We start from the raw sequence: 19952 nt of genomic DNA, 5'->3' as shown, positions 1-19952 counted from the left end.
TGTCAATTTTTAATGCTTATTTTATATTATATTATTAAAATTTAAAGTAATTAAAGAAGTTTAAAAAGTTGAAAAAAAAACTAATTATGAATATACTAATATATTATTTTTTAATAGGGATTAATATATATTATGGATAATGAAGATAATTTAGAAAATAGAGTTAATGATATGATATCTTATTATAGGAATATATTAGAGCAGGATTCTAATAATTATAAAGCCATGACAGATTTAGGTATTTTTTATACTCAGCTAGGGAGGCATATAGAAGCTATAGAAATATTTAAAAAAGCATTAACTATCAATAATAATGATTACTCTTTATACCGTCTTATAGGTATGTCATATATAAAAGTAAAAAATTATCATAAAGCTATAATATATTTGAAGAAGGCTTATCAGCTTGAGAATAAGGATTATATAAGTTTGAACTGGCTTGGACATTGCTATATAAAGATATGCAGGTATGAAGAGGCTGTAAAAATATTGAACCAATCTTTTATGATATCTCCGAAAGAATATATTAATTGGCGTAATTTGGGTTTGGCACTATATCATCTTAATAGAATTGATGAGGCAATTGAGGCATTTGAAAGGGTTATGGAGCTTAATAAATATGATTATGATAGTTTTTATTATTTAGCACTTTGCTATAAAGAAAAATATGATTATCAAAAGGCTTCTGAAATATTGAAAAAAATAATAGAAGCAGAAAATGATAATTATTCAGCTTATTTCAATGCTGGTCTTTGCTTTTTTATGCTTGATGATTTTTCAAATGCTTTAATTTATTTTAATAATGCTCTTAATATAGAGAATAACGATTATCTGCTTTATTATTATATAGGAGTATCTTTTTATAATATAAAAGACTATATTAATGCTATAGAGTATTTAAATAATTCCATAGAAAAAAATAACACTTATTCTTCATCATACTACTATTTAGGATTATCATATTATTCTGCCGGACTTTATGATAATGCCGTTAATATGCTTGAAGAATGTGCCAAATTAGATGAAAGTAATATAGAAATATATATGTCTCTTTCAAGTGCCTACAATGCATTAGGTGATACTGAAAATTCTATAATAGCATTTAATAAATATAAAACGCTTAAAGGCTGATTACTCTTGTGTATCATTATCATCAAGAACTGTTGTATTGATTATAATGCCGTATCCGCTTATTTCTAATTGATATTTATCATCTAATACTATTATAAATACTTTATCTTTTCTCTCTATATCAGTAATTTTTGATGAAGGATATTCGCTGTCTATAACATTAACCATAGATTTATGTATAGAGCTTCTTGGTATTCCTTTTCTTTTAGCTTCATCTGTTACAGCAGTAATTTTTTTCCATAATCCTGTATGATAAAATATGAAATGATACCCGAAATCTATATATGTTTCATAACCTCCGCCGCTTTGATACAACGATACTGTTTCTATATTATTTCCGGGAAAGTTTAAATTAATAAAGTTTCTTGCTTTAAGCGGGAGAGAGTTTTCTGTTAAAGACTGAGAATACAAAAAGATAGTGCATATTAAAAGAAAGATGCCTGTAATAAAAATATTTTTTATATATTTCATAACTATTATAGTATTTCGTATTTTATTATCTTTATATTAATAATTTTTTTATTTTTTATACAAAAAAATAATGACTGAAAACCATATAGTATGCAGTCATTATTTTTGTATTTGTATGATTAATTATTAAAGGATGTCTATCATTTCTCCTTCTTTTATAATATCATTATACTCATCAATTAATGATTTGTATTCTTTTTCATCATTTAATATTAAAGCATCATCTGGTATTAATGCGTCATTATAATGATTGTTATTTTCTTCTTTTTCTATGGTATTTTCTGCTATTATATTATTTTTTGTCATAGTATTTCCTCCTTTTGAATTAATATATTCTGATTTTTTGTGATATTATATATTGATAATGTATACATTAATTTTGTTTTTATATCATTTATAATAAAAATAAGTTATTTTTTTTATTTTTAATTATCTTATTAGTATATTATAATAATAACAAAAATTTTTAGGCAGATATAAATTTTTTTTAAAAATTTATATAAAAATGTAAATTTATTTTTCAAGACTTTTCTGAATGTATTGTGCATGAATATAATACTAATATTTTTTATAATAGATTTTATTATTATTTTTTTTAAACAATGAAATAAAATAGATTAAAACAATTATATATTATTTTTCTTACAGAAATTTTCAGCAGCTTCCATATTAAGGTCTGCCAATTTTTTTATTCCATCTTTTATTATATCTTTTATATTATCATTAGCCAAGCCGTATGCCTTTTCAAAATCATTTTCAGCTTCCTGTATTAATTTATTATATTCATCAGTGCTTACTTTATCTTTTCTAATGTATGCCATTTTGGATTTTGATATAGCCCTGTTGCAGTAGCTTTCTGCATAATTGGGATTAAGTTCAATAGCCTTATCATAAAACTCAACCGCTTCATCATATATACCCAAATGATTAATAGCAACTGCTTTATTATAGTATGCATCTGGAAACTTAGGCTCAAGCTCTATAACCTTATCAAAATCTTCAATAGCATCTTTATATTCTTCCATAGAAGTTTTTACTATTCCTCTATTATAGTATGCTTTAGAATATGTAGGATCAATTTTTATTATTTCGTCAAAATCTTCTATAGAGCCTTTATAGTTTTTTATATTAAATTTGGCATTAGCTCTGTTGAAATATGCCTCTATAAAATTCCTATTAAGATGCAAAGCATTTGTATAATCATCTATAGCTTCATTATAGTATCCCAATTTTTCTTTAACATTTCCTCTGTTATTGTAGGCATCAGCAAAATGGGAATTATACTCTATGGCCTTATCATATGCTTTTATAGCTTCTTTATAGTTTCCTATAGCATTATGTGATAAAGCCATATTATAATAGGCGTCAGAGAAATGAGGATAAACTTCTACAGCTTTATTATAATCTTCAATAGAGCCTTTATAGTCTTTTAGGCTTGCTTTTGTATTTCCTCTTACATAATAGGCTTCTTCAAGATTATAGTTAAGTTCTATAGCCTTATCAAAATCTTCAATAGCTTCTTTATTGTTTCCAAAACTTCTGTTTAAGATGCCTCTGTTATAGTAGGCGGCTGCAAATTTATCATTAAGATTTATAGCCCAAGAATAATCTTCTATTGCACTTTTATATAACTTTTTATCATCTAAATTTGCTTTGGCATTTCCTCTATTATAGTATGTTTCTGCAGAATTGGGGTCTAGTTTAATGGCCTCAGAGAAATAGTCTATAGCAGTTTTATAATCTTTATCATTAAAAGCATTATATGCATTTTTTAGAAATACACTTACATCCTTATCACTCATAAATAAAAATCCTATTAACAGTATCGTATATTTTTATTATATCTTGATAATCAAACCTTGTAAATAGTACTTGAAAGATTATTATAAATAAAATATACTATCAGACAATATTTATTAATTTAAGCGAAAAATAATATATATGATAAACATAGATAATTTGCATCCTATAATGAAAGAACTATTAAATTTAAGAGGTATAACTTCTAAAGAGGATATATTTGATTTTTTCTTTCAGGATATATATTCACTCTCAAACCCTTTTAGTATAAAAGATGTTAATGTATTTGTAGCAAGATTAAAAGAGGCTATAGAGAGTAACGAAAAGATATTAGTATACGGCGATAAAGATGCTGACGGAGTAACTGCAGCTTCTATAATATATAATACATTAAAGATGGTTACAAAAAATGTTGAGGCATTCGTTCCTAATCATGAAACAGGATACGGGCTTTCAAAAATGGTTATAGAGGAGTATGCCAATTCAGGTGTGAGCCTTATTATTACAGTTGACTGCGGTATATCGAATGTAGAAGAAGTGGAGTTTGCACGCGATCTTTCTATTGATATCATAGTAACAGATCATCATGATATTCCAGAGATAATGCCTAATGCTTATGCTTTATTTAATCCTAAAATATCAAATACTGGTTTTGTTTCTAAAAATTTTTCTGGTTGTGCTGTAGCTTTTAAACTCATGCAGGCTTTTGTTTTTTCATATACTAAACTATATAATAAAGATATAATTGTACTTGATTATGAAATAAATAAACAGACAAATACATTAAAAAGAATAAGGGCATTAAAGTCGGTAAACTTTGTTCCAAGCGATGAGGTGTTTGGTTTTGAACTTGCAGGAGAAAACAGTTATAAGTCTATGTATATAGATTATTATGATGAGCTTATTACAGAAGAAGAAGTGCTTGAAGAACTTGCAAGTTATATGTTTGAAGGCGACGGTACAGTATTAGTGCTTACTGGAGGAGAGGACAGATTAAAAAGGCTTATAGCTTTATATGAAAAATATGAAATATATCTTCCGGAATATGACAGCGTTTATGATCTGCTTCAGCTTGGTGCTAAGTACGGAAATGTTAATATAAAGACAACAAAAACTTTAGATGATTTTGCTTTGGCACTTAATATTAATATATATAAATATGACAATATAGAATACAGAGATTTAATTATCAAAACAGAAATATTCAGGCGTATGTTTTATATAAGCCAGAAAAATCTTCAGAATTATATACGAAAAAAATCAATACTTGTACTGTTTGGAACTGTTGCTGATGTAGTGCCTCTCATAGAAGAAAATAGAGTATATGTAAAATGTGCTTTAAAAGAATTAGAAAAGCCAAGTCATATAAGATATAATGTTATGCTTGAGAAGATTAATTTATTAAATACAAAAGTAGACACTCAGGTTATAAGCTGGAGAATAGCACCTTTTATCAATGCTGCTGGAAGAATGGGAAGTGCCGAGACTGCATTAAAACTTCTTACATGCGAGCTTAGGGAGGAGGCTGTAAGTTTGGCAGAAACAGTATACAGCATGAATGAAACGAGAAAATCTCTCACAGAATCAAACTTCAATATAGTTAATGAGTATATAAAAAATAACAGCTGTTTAAAACTTCCTATAATAATAGTAAGAAGCAAAAAGATAGAACAAGGTTTAACAGGACTTATTGCCGGAAAGGTATTAAGCGAATACGGAAAAACTGCTGTTATAATGCATGAAAGCGATGACGGTACTTGTGTAGGAAGTATAAGAAGCAGGGGCGATGATAATGCCAGAGATTTGCTTGAGGCTGCTAGTGTGTATTTAACTAAATTCGGCGGACATAAAAATGCTGCAGGATTTACTTTATCATCTGACAATTTTGATAAGTTTCAAAGTAAGATTATTAAATATGCTGCTAATCAAAACTTTAATACTGAAAAAGATAATGATGTATTTGATTTGGAGCTTGATTTTAATAGTATAGATTTGAAATTAGCTAAAGATTTAGAGCTTTTTGAGCCTTATGGTTCTGGAAATGAAGAGCCTATTTTCATCTCTAAAAATGTAAAAGTAAATGACATAAAGAAAATGCAGAAAAATAATAAACTGCATTTAAGATTAGAATTGTTACAGTCGGATAAAAAGATAAATGCTATTATTTGGAACAGCAGCGAAGAAGAGGTTTTGAAATTATTAAACTCTAATTATATAGACATTATTTATAAACTCAAAGTCAATAGATATGCAAACAGCGAAGATGCAAGAATATATATAGAAAACTATAAGGTATTTTGATTATACTGAAGTAATTTTTTAATTTTTATATTTTTTGAATGCAGTATTAGTTTTTAATGCAGTCTTTATATGTCTGATAAAAAATTATATTCCTTATATGAGATGTGCTTTAATAAAGTGTATGCGATATATTTCTCAAAATTATTTAAATAAAGCCTTTATAAAATAAAGTTTATATATTTTTTAATTATTTAAAATTTAGTCATATTTACAATTTTTAATTATAAACGCCTAATAATTTACATAATATATAGCTAAAAAATTATTAAGCAATTTGGTATAATACCGAAGATATAGGCAGTAGATTTTTTATTCTTTTTTAAATTTAAAGGCGGAAAATATATGTATAAATACGTTATAGAAGGTTCAAAGAATATTGGAGGAGTATTAAAGGTATCCGGCTCTAAAAATGCCTCGTTACCATTACTTGTAGCGTCTATTCTAACAGATGAACCTGTCATACTTCATAATGTGCCTGATTTAGCAGATGTTCATGTGCTTATAGATATATTAGAGCCTTTAGGTAAGAAAGTAGATTTTAAGAATAATACTACTGTGATAATATCGCATAACGGTAAAAGTGAAGAAGCTCCTTATAAACTTGTAAAAAAGATGAGAGGCTCTATTATAGTATTAGGGCCTCTTCTAGCGAAACGAAAGCATTGCCGAGTATCATATCCGGGCGGCTGTGCTTTCGGGCCGAGACCAATAGACCTGCATTTAAAAGGAATGGAGGCATTAGGAGCTAAAATAGATATAACAGCCGGATATATTGATGCTAAAGTAGAGGATAATCTTATAGGTGCTGATATGGATTTGTCTGGCAAGTTCGGACCTACAGTTTTGGGAACAGACAATGTTATGATGGCGGCATCTTTAGCTAAAGGAACTACTATTATACGAAATGCAGCCAAAGAGCCTGAATGTGTTAATCTTGTAGATTTGCTTAATGCTATGGGAGCAAAAATAACAGGTGGTGGTACTGATACTATTACTATAGAAGGAGTTGATTATCTTCATGGTGCTGAGTTTACAGTTATACCAGACAGAATAGAGACAGGTACTTTTTTAGCAATAGCAGCAGCTGGAAGAGGAAAATTAAAACTAGAAAATGCCGAGCCTAAACACTTAAGCTTTGTGCTAGATTTGCTCTCAGATATAGGCTGCGATATAAAAACTACAGATACAACTATAGAGATTGATGCCTCAAATAGAGAGTTAAAGCCTTTTAAAGTAGAAACTTTGCCTTATCCGGGTTTCCCTACAGATTTGCAGGCAATATATACAGCATTAGCTTGTACAATCAATGGAAAAAGCGAACTTATAGAAGGTATTTATCCGGACAGATTTAGCCATGTTCCGGAACTTATTCGTATGGGTGCGGATATTGAGCTCAATACTTCTGATATAGTAGTTAATGGCGGAAAGAAACTTTCAGGAGCTGATGTACAGGCAAGCGATCTTCGTGCAGGTGCTGCTTTGGTTGCTGCAGGAGCTGTAGCTGAAGGCATTACTAATGTTCATAGAATTTATCATATAGAAAGAGGCTATGAAAATTTGGAAGAAAAATTAAAAGCTGTTAATATAGATACAAAAAGAGAAAAAGACGATATATTATAATAAATTAGGGGGATTATAAATGGTAAGAGGTGTTTATACAGGTGCAAGCGGCATGATGGCCGAACAGGCAAGACTTGATGTAGTAGCTAATAATTTGGCTAATGTTGATAAACCGGGATTTAAAAGAGATACAGTAAGCTTCAAATCTTTTCCAGAGATGATGGCAGCAAGAACAGAAGATGACGGTGTAGTAATATTTCCGCTTGGTTCAACAGATGTAAGACCTTATGTAGGAAGAATGGGTACAGGTGTAGAAGTTAATGAGGTTTTTACAGAATGGGAGCAGGGTTCTTTAAGAGAGACTGGCAATCAGCTTGATATAGCTTTGGGGGATAAAGGATTTTTTGCTGTAGAAACTCCTCATGGGGAGCGTTATACAAGAAACGGCAGTTTTTTAATAGATAAAGATCATTATCTTGTAACTAAACATGGCTATAAAGTTATGGGTGAAAATGGATATATACAGATAAAAACTAATAACTTCAATATAGATGAAGAAGGCAGAGTAAGTATCAATAGAAGATATCAGGACGGCAATACATTTGTACAGTTTAATGATAATGAATGGGAAGATGAAGAGATACTTGATACTTTAAAAATAGTTCGTTTTGATAATGAAAGATATTTAAAAAAAGAAGGAGAATCTTTCTGGGTAGATACAGATATAAGCGGTCCTGCATACATAGCACAGAAAGGTGTAGACAGACCTAAAGTATTATCAAGATTTTTAGAGATGAGCAATGTTAATCCAGTAAATGAAATGGTAAGAATGATAGAAGTACAGCGTGCTTATGAATTAAACTCTAAAACTATATCTACTCATGATACTTTAGTGGGCAGAGTTATTAATGAGGTTGGAAGAGTATAATTTTTATTATATGATCCATTTTTTGATAAATAAATTTTGATAAAAAACAAACGATAATATATAATAGTATTCAAAATAGAAGTGCTTTTTCTATATTATTATTCAAAATAGAGGATATTATGGTCTTAGAGAAACTTAAACAACATGTTATAAGCAGACTTAAAGTTTTTACTATTCCAATCTATTTATTAATAGACATTGTAGTTTGGAATGTTATTTTATTTTTTATATATAAAGAAATTCCGCAGATTTATGGAATAAAAATAATATTTGCTATAATTTCCTTTATTTTCTTTTTCAAATATCTAAAAAGATGGAAATCTAATGTAGAAATAAAATTGGCACTTAGACTGCTTCTTGTATTTTTTATAGTTTCATTGACTGGAAGTGTTATAGAAGTTGCTATTTACTCTATTGTAAATAAACTTTTCCTATATACTACTGTAATGGCTGTATTTGCTGCTACAATTAATGCTTCTCTTTTGGTATGTGCATTTATGCTCATATTTAAGATGTTTTCTCATAATTTTGAATTAGAAGAAAATGTTATTACTTTTTATATACCTCTTATAGCTAAATTGGGCTTTATAGTGTATATGTTCTTTTCTATTTTAATATTTACTTTCCTTCTTAATTATATAAATTTAGAAGAAACATCATATCTTGATAAGGTAAGCAGCGATACTTTAAATGAAGTTTTATATTTAAATGGACGTATTAATTCTTTTAATAATAATATAAAAAATGATATGAACGAATATAAAGAGTTTATATTAAATATGTATAACGGCAGAGATGTTATAAGTAAAGAAATAATACAAACAGAATTTCTTGACAGGCTGACATATTTTAATAATACACTTAAGAATGTATATGACAGCATATCATTAAATATTGAAGCTCCTTACCTTAATACAGATTTACCTTATTCTTTAACTATTTCTAAAGAAGCAGGTACAGATAAATATACAACAAGAAGTTCTGATGCATTATATATGCATAATTTCCTTGAAAATGAAATTGAAAATAATGATATAGTTATGAATGTTAATGTATATGACAGAAATAATATATTTATTTCATCTTATGTTACATTGAGATTATTTGGAAATAATATTGGATATTTTATAGCAGAAAATAATATATCAGGTATTTCCAGACTTATAAAAAATAATGATACACTATCTAAGTGGTCGCATTTATTATATAGATTAGAAAATAAGGATATAATACTAGGTTCTGACAGCAGATATATAGCAGAAAGTGCATCTTCTATACTGTCATCATCATCAGAATTAAGTACAAATGTAGAAAATTTTGAAAATTCTCTTGGAAGTAAAGTTTTTCAAATATTTCCTATAGTTTCTGTAGAAGGCAGCAGGTCTGTAGTTATAGCTTCTTATATATCCGAACTTAATGTAGTTGCTTTATTTTATAAAGATATTAGTACTATAGTTAAAGAATCTAATATAGACAGAGATATATTTTGGTATACTTCTATTCATATATGTTTATTTATATTGCTGTTTGCTATATATTTGATTATATTAAAACTTCTTTTAATCTCTATAAATAAAGCAAATTTATCTACGAGAGATCTTATAGGTAAAAACGGCGATTTAAGGAAAAGGATACCTTCTAAAAATAATGATGAGGTTGGACTTTTGGTTTATAATTTTAATTTGTTTTTATCAAGTTTGGACAATCTTATAGGAGAATTAAAATTAGAAAGCTATAAAGTTTTTGATGAGATAAAAGTAATAGAGAAAGTTATTGATGAGAATACGAATAGAATCAATGATCAAAGTTCAAGCATTACAGAGAGTGTAGCAAGTGTTAATAATATTATTACTTCTATACAAAATGTAACGAGTTCAACAGACCAACAGAGGCATGCATTTTCTTCAGCTTCTATTGCTGTAGAAGAACTGCTTCAGACAATTTATAAGATTAATGATAATATGGAGCGTCAGTCATCAGCGGTAGAACAGACTTCTGCTTCTATTGAAGAGATGATATCAAATATTACATCAGTGGCAAAGAGTGTTAATAAAGCAGATAGCTTTTCAAAGAAATTACTTGTTGATGCTCATGACGGCGGCGATACAGTAGATGAGGTTATTGAAGCGGTTAGAGGTATTGAGGAAAGCTCTGATCAAATTAAAGAGATTGTTAACGTTATTCAGGGTATTGCTGAACAGACTAACCTTCTTGCGATGAATGCCGCTATTGAGGCAGCACATGCCGGAGAGCAGGGAAGAGGTTTCTCTGTTGTTGCTGATGAAATTAGGTCTTTAGCTGAACACACAGCTGATAATACTAAATCTATTACAAATATCATTAAAGCTATTACAAAAAGAATAGAAGAGACAGTGGAACTTGCAAGCAACAGCGGTAAGTCTTTGGATAATATACTTGATATGTCAGAAAATACTGCTAGGGTTGTTTCTGAAATAAATACTGCAAACAGCGAGCTTGAAGTCGGCGGAAGAGATATACTTGAAACTATAAGACACTTAAATAATATTACTACAGGTGTTAAAGAAAGCGTAAAAGAACAAATGAACAGCGGTGATGTGGTAGACAGTCAGATTACTTTGCTTGACCAGATTACCAGAGAAGTTTCCGATATTATTGAAGCAAACAGTGCAGGAGCAAAAGAAGTTGTACATGCTATGAGCTTTTTGAATGAACTTTCTGTAAAAACTGTTGAAGGTAATAAAGAGTTCTATAATGCTACAAGTAAGCTGAATGAAATATTCAGTAAATTTAATGAACTTATGAGCAAATTTATTACTAATGCTGATAATGTAGAAGAAAATGATAAAAAAGATAATGATAGTACTGACATGTCAGTAGATAAGAAAATGGATATGGAACTTAAAAGCCTTGAAGAGGAATTCAAAAAGGATAATGAAGACTTCAAAAGCGATGAAGATGTTTTGCAGATGTTAAAGGACGATTATAAAAATCCTGAAATGTTTACAATGTAAATTAATATTATTGTTATATACTATAGAGTGAGATATAATATCTCACTCTTTTTTGTATTCTTTAAGTGTAAAAAATCACATCAAATTATTAATAAAAAACTATTTTATTGACAAAAAAATAAAAAATAGTTATACTAGGAAATATAAAATTATTATGGAAAGTAATCATGACTAATTATACTATAGCGGAAGTAGATTTATCAATACTAAAAAATAATATTGAAATTATACATTCTATAGCAAATGGTGTTAAATTACTAAATATAGTAAAGGCTAATGCTTATGGGCATGGTTTAGTTGAAATTTCTCAGGCTTCAGAGCAGTTTGGGGCAGATGCTTTGGGTGTTGCTACAGTGGAAGAAGGTATAAAAATAAGAGAGAGCGGAGTTAAACTGCCTATAATAGTATTATTTCAGCATTTTAAACAGGAAGCAGAATTGGTATGCAGGTATGATTTGATTCCTATTATAAGTAATGATGAATGTTTAGAGTATTATGACAGATATCTAAAAAAATACGGCGGTTCTTTGAAACTATACATCAAAGTAGATACTGGACTAAATAGAATGGGGGCTAGGGCTGAGGACGTTTTGGATTTGGCTAAAAAAGTTTTATCTTACAGTACTTTAAGTATAGAAGGTATAAATACGCATTATGCTGCTGCTGATATGCAAGATGACTATTCTAGAGAGTTTACTCAAAGACAGATAGACATTTTTAATAATGTAATAACTACTCTGAAAAGTAATGGAATAGTGATAAATAATGTCCATACAGCTAATTCTGCTGCTTTACTTTCATATAAAAATACATATTTTGATATGGTAAGAGCAGGTATAATATTATACGGCTATACATATGATGAGGCATATGATTTAGGTATCAAGCCAATACTTAATTTGAAATCAAAAGTTGTTTTAATTAGAAAAATAAAAAAGGGGGAGAGTATTTCATATGGTATGACTTGGAGGGCAGATAGGGATACTAATATAGCTGTTGTTCCTATAGGTTATGCTGATGGGGTTTCAAGAAAATTATCTAATAATTGGGAGGTAAAAATTAACGGCAAATATTATCCTTTACGCGGAAGAGTGTGTATGGATTCTATCATTATAGAGATAGGAAATGATGATATAAAAACAGAAGATGATGTTTTAATATTTGGTAATGATAAAAGACTTAATGCCAATACTTTGGCTAAACGTATAGACAGCATCAGCCATGAGGTTTTAGTTAATATAGGAGATAGAGTTACCAGAGTTTATAAAAATGCCTGATAAAAAATAAAATAATATCTTTAATAAGGAGTTATACTAAAAATACATAAAATAAATTAAACAAAAAAGGAGAGTATTATGGTAGAAATGATAGCAAAAATTAACGGCATCATTAACAGTTTTGTATGGGGTCCAGTAATGCTTACACTATTAGTAGGTACTGGAATATTTTTAAGCATTAGGACAGGTTTTTTGCAAATAACCAAGATTCCTTTATGGGTAAAGCATACTTTCGGAGCATTGGCAAAAAAACAAGACCCAGACGATAATATTACCCCTTTCCAAGCAGTTAGTACTGCATTGGCTAGCACTGTTGGAACCGGAAATATTGCAGGCGTTACCACTGCAATTGTAGCAGGCGGTCCCGGGGCATTATTTTGGATGTGGTTTGCTGCTTTTTTCGGTATGGTTACAAAATACTCGGAAGTGCTCCTTGCTGTGCATTATAGAGTAAAAGACAGCGAAGGTCATCACCATGGAGGACCTATGTACTATATATCTAAAGGTGCTAATCTTCCTTGGCTTGGAAGTATATTTGCTGCTTTTGCTGCTTTAGCTTGTTTCGGGGCTGGAAATATGACACAGACTAATGCTATGGCTGCTGTTGTTAATCAGAACTTCGGAGTGCCTCATATAGTAACCGGTGTCATAGTAGTGGCTTTAACTGCTGTTATAATTATAGGCGGTATCAAAAGAATAGCCACTGTTACAGAAAAATTAGTTCCAGTAATGTGTGTTATATATATAGTTGCTGGTATAGTTATACTTATTATGAATGCAGGCAGAATTCCTCATGCATTCCAGCGTATATTTCAAGAAGCATTTTCTTTAAAACAAGTAGGTGCCGGATTTATGGGATATACTATTATGATGGGTATGAAATTCGGTTTTGCACGCGGTGTATTTTCTAACGAAGCTGGTTTAGGTACTGCTCCTATGGCTCATGGTGCGAGTAACTCTAAAAACCCTATAGAACAAGGTTTGTGGGGTATATTTGAAGTACTTATTGATACTTTTTTCGTTTGTACTTTAACTGGGCTTATGGCTATCATATTCTTAGAAATGAATCAGGGCACTAAATTAAATGGTGCTGAATTGATTTCGGCTTCTTTCGGAGCTAATTTAGGACATGCTGGTTCTGTAGTTCTTACTATTTCTTTAATATTATTTGCTTTCTCCACTTTTGTAGGTTGGTCGCATTATGGCGTTGTTGCTTTGGGTTATCTTACTAAAAGAAATAAAATTGCTTCTCTTTCTTACAGAGTGATATTTTTGGCAGTTGGTATTGTAGGTGCTGTTAGCCAATTAGATTTGATTTGGGCTATAGCTGATACTCTAAACGGACTTATGGCTATACCTAACTTAATAGGGCTTTTAATCCTTTCCCCAAAAATCGCTCAGCTTACTAGAGATTATTTAAAAGATCCTAATTCTACTAGAATGAAAGATTAATAATTTTTTATATAACTTTATATTTATAACCCTGCTTAAATTATAAGCGGGGTTTTTTATTATTTTTATTTTAAAATTACTATTTAGTATTGATTTTTTATAGAATTAATATATAATTAGTAATTATTATTAATAAGGACAGCTCTTATGAACACTTTTGCTTTAACTAAACTTTCATACGGAATGTATATTTTAACTACTCTTGACGGAGATAAACCTGTAGGGTGCACTATTAATACTTCTACTCAAATAACTTCTACTCCTACTACTATAATGATTAGTGTTAATAAAAATAACTACACTAATGAATGCATAAAGAAAACTGGTAAATTTGCTCTTTCTATTCTTTCTGAGAAAAGCGATGGTGTTTTGATAGGCGGATTTGGGTTTAGAAGTTCAAGAGATGTTAATAAATTTGAAAATGTATCTTATGAAATGAAGGAAGGTCTTCCTATAATAAAGGCTGCTAATGCTTATTTAATATGCAAAGTAGTTAATACATTAGAAGTTTATACTCATACTATATTTATAGGAGAATTAATCGATGCCGACATATTTGATAATGAGGCTAATTCTATGACATATGCCTACTATCACAATGTAGTTAAAGGTAAAACTCCTCCTAATGCTTCTACTGCAAATGCATACAAAGAAGAGAAGAAAGAAGAAAAAAAAGAAGAGGTTAAAGCTGTTTACAGATGTAAAATATGCGGATTTGAGTATAAGGGCAGTGTTCCATTTGAGGATTTACCTAGCGATTGGGTATGTCCTATATGCGGAGAGCCTAAAAGTAATTTTGAAAAAATCTCATAATAATAAATCAAACTAATTTTTACCCCAATTGGCAGTGCATTTTTATATGTACTGCCTTATTGTTTTTATTTGATTAAATTTTTTATAGATAATTAGTATATACTGAAAATTTTTAATTTTAACGAATTTTCTAAGACTATGGAAAGCGGTACGAGTTTTACAATATTCTTTCACAATAAAAATCGACACAATAAAAAATCTAGTATGTGTTCATCGCATACTAGATTTAAAACAACAACAATCCTTAAAAATCTCGATAATAATTGCAACTAAAAAGTTATGCTTGACTTTTTTAGATAAAGAACAGAGTTTATTTCATCAATTAGCATTCCTGCTAAAAAATATCAAAAACAAATGCAGCATAAATTTATTTAAATCATTTAGGCAGTTCTTTGCCTTAATAATTTTTATCACTGCAGAAGGAGTAATAAAAAAATACTATCACGGAGGCGGTTTAATGTTAGTACGAAAATTGACTTATAAAAATATATTTGGTGAGGCAGAATAATGGCAGAGTTAGAAAAGTTTTCAGCACTTTACGGAAAAATAGATTATCCTGCAGATCTGTTGGCAATACCTTTTGAAATTATGGAATACAGAAACAGATTAGGATTATCATTAAGCGAGTTTGAGTTTATATGCTGGATATTTCATTTAACAAATAAAAATATACAAGATATAAAAGACAAATATATAACTAGCAGAAAAACTCATTTTTCAAAACAAAGAAAAAGTTTAAAAGCAAAAGGCTATTTAAAAATAAAAATAGCTACAGAGTATAAAGACAAAAAAGTTATAAGAAAAGGTCTTGTATACGATTTTACTAATTTGAAAAATAAAATTGAAGAGCTGAAAGAAGAGGATAAAAAACTTCAGAATCTCGAAGCTCCTGTTACTGTGATATATGATGAGCCTAGTTTGTTTAATGAAGATGTGGACGAAAATCCAATATATCCTGCAAAACTTTTAACAGATGATGAAGAGATAAAAGAGCTTCAGCTTCAAAGTGAGTTTTTAGAAAAGTTTAAAAAATTGTATGAAGAGTTATTGCTTGAAAAATTAGACTACTCGGTAAGAGCTCCTTATAAAATGCATTTAATAAAAATCTTTAAAAACAGAGTAAATAACAATATTGATGATGTTTTAGAAATTACAAAAAATGCATTTTATAAATTACCAGTAGAAAAAAGATATGCTATGAAACTGCAGGATTTATTGAAAATGGCTTTATGCCAAAAAAATGAAAGTACAAAAAATAATGATAACAAAGAAAATAAAACTCAAAGCGAAGAAACAAAAAAATACACAATACCAAGCGGAATTGATAAACTGAATTATTTATTAAAAATTATAGAAGAAGGAGGAAACCTAGATGATGCGTATTCACAAATTGCAAATTGCGGATAACGGATATTGTCTGCAAAGCTATAAAAAATATTTGGAAGAATTAAAAAAAACAGCAAGGGACGGAAAAGACCCAAAATGTACTAAATGCGATGAGGATGGATTTTTAAAAGTTTCAGATGATTTAAGTTTTTCAGGAAGACGATACAGTCTGCCTACTATGTGCGACTGTGTAAGCGATGAAAAAACTAAAATATCAGAAAAGATAGAAAGAATTGATAACCTTATAAAAACATATAATTTAGTATTCGGCACATTAGATAATGAAATGACTTTGGATATTTTTGCAAAAAGATTTAATCAAACTGAGCTGATTAATTCTATAAAAAAATATTTGAATGTAGGAAGTACAATGTCATTATATTTCAGAGGGAAGAGCGGAACAGGTAAAACTACAATGCTAAAAATGTTATGGCAGATATATGTTATTAATAACATCAAAGTAATGTATATGAAGGCTAGCCATTTTGAAGATTTGCATAAAAATTTATTTAATCAAAATGCTAAAGATAAAGATATGAAAGCCACTATTGATAAAAAAATAGATAATGCCAAAAATGCAGATATTATTATGATAGATGATATTGACAGCGTAGGCTTTCATTATGCCATAGATGGATACTATAAAATATTTGATAATATAAGAAGCGGAGAAAAAACTGTGATACTGACATCAAATAAAAGCTATGATGATTTATTAAAGAGTTTGAATAAAAAAACTGATTCTGAATATATGAAAGGCAGACTTACAAGCAGACTATTAAACTTAAAAATTATAGAAATAGAAATGCAGAAGTATAAAGAATTAATAACTGCTTAAATAGTCAAAATATTATTTTGATTATTTATATAAGATTTTATTAAAAGAGGAAAATATGAAGATTTTGAATCAGTGCTAACTGATATAGAAGATGAGATAGCTAATAATGAATAATTCTATGTTTATAAGTTGTCAACAATGTTGATAACTTGTAAATAAGATGTTCAAAAATCAGGAGGTAAAAAATGAATAAAGAAGATTTAATTATTAATGAATGTGAAGAGCTTAAAAACTTATTAATTAAGAAGAATAAAGATTATGGAAATAGTTATGATAAAACATTGCATGAGTACGGTATAAGCATAGGATTAATAAGAATAGAAGATAAATTAAACAGATTAAAAACTCTTATACTATCAAAAGAAAAGCCAATGGTAGAGGAAAGTATTATTGATACTGTATTTGATATAGCAGGCTATGCAGTTCTTTTTAGTATTTATCTAAAAGAACAAGGTAGTAATAAAGGAGGAAAGTGAGAAACCGCCGCCGAGTAAACTTGTTTGCTCGGGTATATTAGGCGGGTTCGAACATAGCAGCAATGAGAAGAGATGAAAAAGCATATAAAAGATACAAAAGCAAAAAATGGCGTGCTTTTAGAGAAAGTTTTTTGAAAGAAAATCCGCTTTGCAAAAACTTTGAGGAATGCCATAACTTTGCTGAACATGTGGACCATATAAAAAGAATAGAAAGCGAAGATGATCCTCTGTTTTATGATAAAAATAATCTGCAGGCTTTATGCAAAAGGTGTCATAGCAGAAAAACAGCAAAAGAAGATGGAGCTTTTGGAAATAAAAAGAAAGATTATTAATAGGATATGATTATGAAAATAGATAGTCAAAAACAATATATACATATAGAACGAGATAATAAAGAAGAACGTATTATTATCGATGCTAAAAATATTAGCAGCGAAGATACTATTTATTTGTTGACTGAGTTTATATACTTTGTAACCAATAAAGAAAATGTACCTGCTGATGGTTTTATTGATATTATAAAAGAGGCAGTAAGATTAAAAACGGAATTAGAAAAAAGGAATGAAGAATGAGAGAGCTAAACTTTGTAGAAGATAATGGACTTTTTGGCATAACTTTTAAGTCTGACAATAAAGCAGAAGCTAATACTATTATGAATGCTATACAGAGGTTTATATCAAAAAATAGCAGCAATGAGAAAAAAGAAAATATTGATTTTTCTGTATGTCCTATAGGTGAGTACAAAGGAACTGTATGGATTCTAATAAATACTATTTCATTAAAACAATATCTTTCAAATTATAATTTACAAGAAGGATATAGAAATAGAGTTATAGAAGAATTGAAAAAACGAGGTGAATATATTGATGATAACAATATAGAAGAAGTAGAAAAACCAATAAAAGAAATATCAAGAAAAACTGAGCTTGAAAATAAAATACAATCTATAACAAATGGCAGAGCATACAATGAACTGACAGACGAAGAACTTGAGAAAATAATTCCATTAGATAAAGAATTATCAGCTTTATATAATACCACAGAAACTGCAAAACATATTTTACAAGGCAGGAAGTTTAATAAAAGCAGAGAGCTTGAAAATAAAATAACACAGGGCAGAAGACTATCAGAGCTTACTATTGATGAGTTAAAAGAATTGAATAAAGTTACAATGAATGATCATTATAAAGAAGATATACAAAAAGAAATTGATAAAAGAGAAAATAAATCTTTTGAAGAAACATTAAAAGAAAACAATGAGATAATGTCTTTCTCAGAAGATGAAGAACAGTCTAATTATAAAATAATAGATGAAGATGAAGATCCATTAAGTGTAGATACTGATAATATAAATAATTGGGATTTTGATGCAGATGGTGATAAAGTTGATAGCGAAGGCAATAAAATGCTTTTTGATTATTAAAAAGCATTTTATTAAACTTATCGATTTAGAAGAGCCTTATTCATGGGAGTTTAAACAATCTGAAGAAGATAGGGAAAAAATAGATTTAATTATAGAAGAACTTAATAATAAAAACAAGATATATGAATATGATAAATGGAAAGATATAATGAAAGACACTATTATAATATTTGATAATACAAAAGAAAATCAAACCCTGATAAAAACCAAAGGCAGCTATGAAGATATTTTAATAGGATATGCAACACTTATATATCAAACTGCTATAAACACTAAGAAAAAACCTGAAGATGTTGTTTTGGATATATTATATAAAGTCAAAGATAATAAAGAAACTTTGTATAAATATATAAAAAAGAATAAGGGAAATAAAAAATGAATAAATTAAAATCATCTAAATATAAAAATCTGTATAACATATTAAAGAATGTTGCTTATAAACATACAATAGCTAAAGTATTTTATGATTTTATAGCTATGACAGCATTAAATATTGCAATAGGAATAAGTCTTAATATGGAAGATAAGGAAAAAAGAATAGAACAATTTAAAAAAATTGCTGTTGCTTATGATGAAAATGAAATGGAGTTTTTTAATGCATTTAAATTAGGATTAGTAAATGAATACCAGAGTAACAGATATCAGGATGTATTAGGAGTTTTATTTCAAGAACTTGAATTAAAAAATGATTTCAAAGGTCAATTTTTTACACCTTATGAATTATCATACTGTATGAATAAAATTAATTTTGATAAATCATTATTGGAAAGTAAATCTTTTATTTACTGCAATGAACCAGCAGCAGGAAGCGGAGGAATTGTTATAGCTTCATGTCAGATAGTAGAAGAATTAGGCTATAATTATGCAGAAAAATTAATATGGAATATTAATGATTTAGATTTGATGTGTGTATATATGTCATTTATACAATTAAACTTAATAGGAGCTTCTGCTTTAATACAGCATTGCAATACATTAAGTATGGAAGTTTTTGATAGGTTTTATACACTCGGATATATTTTAAATAGATGCGGTGAAAGACTTCGGATAGAAAAAAAGTGCAATAAAATGTTGGAATTAATAAAAGATATATAAACCTTAAA

At 28.7% G+C, this 19952-nt stretch carries 19 protein-coding genes; 16 read left to right on the top strand and 3 right to left on the bottom strand.

The genetic code is table 11. The features are described from left to right. Positions 1-132: 132 nt before the first annotated feature. Positions 133-1131, top strand: coding sequence for a tetratricopeptide repeat protein (locus tag BMUR_RS06760; RefSeq protein ID WP_013113855.1), 999 nt, complete (start codon positions 133-135; stop codon positions 1129-1131). Here BMUR_RS06760 and BMUR_RS06755 read toward each other — a convergent pair whose 3' ends face one another. From BMUR_RS06755 to BMUR_RS06745, 3 genes are all read right to left on the bottom strand, one after another. Beyond that, positions 1132-1602, bottom strand: coding sequence for a PepSY-like domain-containing protein (locus tag BMUR_RS06755; RefSeq protein WP_013113854.1), 471 nt, complete (start codon positions 1600-1602; stop codon positions 1132-1134). It lies immediately after the preceding gene. Between the two features lie 126 nt (positions 1603-1728). Next, the gene (locus BMUR_RS06750) at positions 1729-1908 is read right to left on the bottom strand and encodes a hypothetical protein (protein ID WP_013113853.1); all 180 of its coding nucleotides are present in this window, start codon (positions 1906-1908) and stop codon (positions 1729-1731) included. 320 nt (positions 1909-2228) lie between these two features. Continuing rightward, a complete protein-coding gene (locus BMUR_RS06745; RefSeq protein ID WP_013113852.1) occupies positions 2229-3404 on the bottom strand; it encodes a tetratricopeptide repeat protein in 1176 nt (391 codons plus the stop codon). 139 nt (positions 3405-3543) lie between these two features. Between BMUR_RS06745 and recJ the strand changes: the two genes are divergently transcribed. From recJ to BMUR_RS06665, 15 genes are all read left to right on the top strand, one after another. Further along, the gene (recJ, locus tag BMUR_RS06740; RefSeq protein ID WP_013113851.1) at positions 3544-5703 is read left to right on the top strand and encodes a single-stranded-DNA-specific exonuclease RecJ; all 2160 of its coding nucleotides are present in this window, start codon (positions 3544-3546) and stop codon (positions 5701-5703) included. A gap of 342 nt (positions 5704-6045) precedes the next feature. After that, positions 6046-7323 carry a UDP-N-acetylglucosamine 1-carboxyvinyltransferase gene (murA, locus tag BMUR_RS06735; protein ID WP_013113850.1) on the top strand — a complete coding sequence of 426 codons (1278 nt, stop codon included), beginning with the start codon at positions 6046-6048 and terminating at the stop codon, positions 7321-7323. Positions 7324-7342: 19 nt separating this feature from the next. After that, a complete protein-coding gene (gene flgF, locus BMUR_RS06730; RefSeq protein ID WP_013113849.1) occupies positions 7343-8191 on the top strand; it encodes a flagellar basal-body rod protein FlgF in 849 nt (282 codons plus the stop codon). Between the two features lie 119 nt (positions 8192-8310). Continuing rightward, complete coding sequence (locus tag BMUR_RS06725) at positions 8311-11184, top strand: methyl-accepting chemotaxis protein (protein WP_013113848.1); 2874 nt, start codon at positions 8311-8313, stop codon at positions 11182-11184. Between the two features lie 167 nt (positions 11185-11351). Continuing rightward, positions 11352-12461, top strand: coding sequence for an alanine racemase (alr, locus tag BMUR_RS06720; protein ID WP_013113847.1), 1110 nt, complete (start codon positions 11352-11354; stop codon positions 12459-12461). Between the two features lie 78 nt (positions 12462-12539). Beyond that, the gene (locus BMUR_RS06715; RefSeq protein ID WP_013113846.1) at positions 12540-13913 is read left to right on the top strand and encodes an alanine/glycine:cation symporter family protein; all 1374 of its coding nucleotides are present in this window, start codon (positions 12540-12542) and stop codon (positions 13911-13913) included. Positions 13914-14060: 147 nt separating this feature from the next. Beyond that, positions 14061-14726: a flavin reductase gene (locus tag BMUR_RS06710; RefSeq protein ID WP_013113845.1), complete on the top strand. Its 666-nt coding sequence runs from the start codon at positions 14061-14063 to the stop codon at positions 14724-14726. 507 nt (positions 14727-15233) lie between these two features. Beyond that, positions 15234-16133: a hypothetical protein gene (locus BMUR_RS06700; RefSeq protein ID WP_013113844.1), complete on the top strand. Its 900-nt coding sequence runs from the start codon at positions 15234-15236 to the stop codon at positions 16131-16133. Beyond that, positions 16099-16950, top strand: coding sequence for an AAA family ATPase (locus BMUR_RS06695; RefSeq protein ID WP_013113843.1), 852 nt, complete (start codon positions 16099-16101; stop codon positions 16948-16950). Before BMUR_RS06700 ends, BMUR_RS06695 begins: the two co-directional genes overlap by 35 nt. Positions 16951-17135: 185 nt before the next feature. Beyond that, positions 17136-17426 (top strand): nucleotide modification associated domain-containing protein, encoded by a 291-nt coding sequence (locus BMUR_RS06690; RefSeq protein WP_013113842.1) that lies wholly within the window; start codon positions 17136-17138, stop codon positions 17424-17426. A 62-nt stretch (positions 17427-17488) separates the two neighbouring features. Next, positions 17489-17758, top strand: a complete 270-nt coding sequence (locus BMUR_RS06685) for an HNH endonuclease signature motif containing protein (RefSeq protein ID WP_013113841.1) — start codon at positions 17489-17491, stop codon at positions 17756-17758. A 12-nt stretch (positions 17759-17770) separates the two neighbouring features. Next, entirely contained in the window at positions 17771-17998 is a 228-nt protein-coding gene (locus BMUR_RS06680; protein WP_013113840.1) for a hypothetical protein, read from the top strand. Next, positions 17995-18849, top strand: coding sequence for a hypothetical protein (locus BMUR_RS06675; RefSeq protein ID WP_013113839.1), 855 nt, complete (start codon positions 17995-17997; stop codon positions 18847-18849). The genes BMUR_RS06680 and BMUR_RS06675 overlap by 4 nt, the downstream gene beginning before the upstream one ends. After that, on the top strand, positions 18839-19228 hold the full coding sequence (locus tag BMUR_RS06670) for a hypothetical protein (RefSeq protein ID WP_013113838.1): 390 nt from the start codon (positions 18839-18841) through the stop codon (positions 19226-19228). The genes BMUR_RS06675 and BMUR_RS06670 overlap by 11 nt, the downstream gene beginning before the upstream one ends. Further along, the gene (locus BMUR_RS06665) at positions 19225-19944 is read left to right on the top strand and encodes an N-6 DNA methylase (RefSeq protein ID WP_013113837.1); all 720 of its coding nucleotides are present in this window, start codon (positions 19225-19227) and stop codon (positions 19942-19944) included. Before BMUR_RS06670 ends, BMUR_RS06665 begins: the two co-directional genes overlap by 4 nt. The last annotated feature ends 8 nt before the right edge of the window (positions 19945-19952 follow it).

It is taken from the genome of Brachyspira murdochii DSM 12563, assembly GCF_000092845.1.
In the GTDB taxonomy this organism is placed as follows: Bacteria; Spirochaetota; Brachyspiria; order Brachyspirales; family Brachyspiraceae; genus Brachyspira; species Brachyspira murdochii.
This window is presented reverse-complemented; position numbering and strand designations above follow the sequence as displayed.

What these genes read in the sequence shown, in the direction of transcription:
- BMUR_RS06725 (WP_013113848.1), top strand. Translation starts at nt 8,311, where the DNA reads ATGGTCTTAGAGAAACTTAAACAACATGTTATAAGCAGACTTAAAGTT.
- BMUR_RS06700 (WP_013113844.1), top strand. Translation starts at nt 15,234, where the DNA reads ATGGCAGAGTTAGAAAAGTTTTCAGCACTTTACGGAAAAATAGATTAT.
- flgF (WP_013113849.1), top strand. Translation starts at nt 7,343, where the DNA reads ATGGTAAGAGGTGTTTATACAGGTGCAAGCGGCATGATGGCCGAACAG.
- BMUR_RS06760 (WP_013113855.1), top strand. Translation starts at nt 133, where the DNA reads ATGGATAATGAAGATAATTTAGAAAATAGAGTTAATGATATGATATCT.
- BMUR_RS06745 (WP_013113852.1), bottom strand. Translation starts at nt 3,404, where the DNA reads ATGAGTGATAAGGATGTAAGTGTATTTCTAAAAAATGCATATAATGCT.
- alr (WP_013113847.1), top strand. Translation starts at nt 11,352, where the DNA reads ATGACTAATTATACTATAGCGGAAGTAGATTTATCAATACTAAAAAAT.
- BMUR_RS06680 (WP_013113840.1), top strand. Translation starts at nt 17,771, where the DNA reads ATGAAAATAGATAGTCAAAAACAATATATACATATAGAACGAGATAAT.
- BMUR_RS06755 (WP_013113854.1), bottom strand. Translation starts at nt 1,602, where the DNA reads ATGAAATATATAAAAAATATTTTTATTACAGGCATCTTTCTTTTAATA.
- BMUR_RS06665 (WP_013113837.1), top strand. Translation starts at nt 19,225, where the DNA reads ATGAATAAATTAAAATCATCTAAATATAAAAATCTGTATAACATATTA.
- recJ (WP_013113851.1), top strand. Translation starts at nt 3,544, where the DNA reads ATGATAAACATAGATAATTTGCATCCTATAATGAAAGAACTATTAAAT.
- BMUR_RS06690 (WP_013113842.1), top strand. Translation starts at nt 17,136, where the DNA reads ATGAATAAAGAAGATTTAATTATTAATGAATGTGAAGAGCTTAAAAAC.
- BMUR_RS06715 (WP_013113846.1), top strand. Translation starts at nt 12,540, where the DNA reads ATGGTAGAAATGATAGCAAAAATTAACGGCATCATTAACAGTTTTGTA.
- BMUR_RS06695 (WP_013113843.1), top strand. Translation starts at nt 16,099, where the DNA reads ATGATGCGTATTCACAAATTGCAAATTGCGGATAACGGATATTGTCTG.
- BMUR_RS06685 (WP_013113841.1), top strand. Translation starts at nt 17,489, where the DNA reads ATGAGAAGAGATGAAAAAGCATATAAAAGATACAAAAGCAAAAAATGG.
- BMUR_RS06710 (WP_013113845.1), top strand. Translation starts at nt 14,061, where the DNA reads ATGAACACTTTTGCTTTAACTAAACTTTCATACGGAATGTATATTTTA.
- BMUR_RS06750 (WP_013113853.1), bottom strand. Translation starts at nt 1,908, where the DNA reads ATGACAAAAAATAATATAATAGCAGAAAATACCATAGAAAAAGAAGAA.
- BMUR_RS06675 (WP_013113839.1), top strand. Translation starts at nt 17,995, where the DNA reads ATGAGAGAGCTAAACTTTGTAGAAGATAATGGACTTTTTGGCATAACT.
- murA (WP_013113850.1), top strand. Translation starts at nt 6,046, where the DNA reads ATGTATAAATACGTTATAGAAGGTTCAAAGAATATTGGAGGAGTATTA.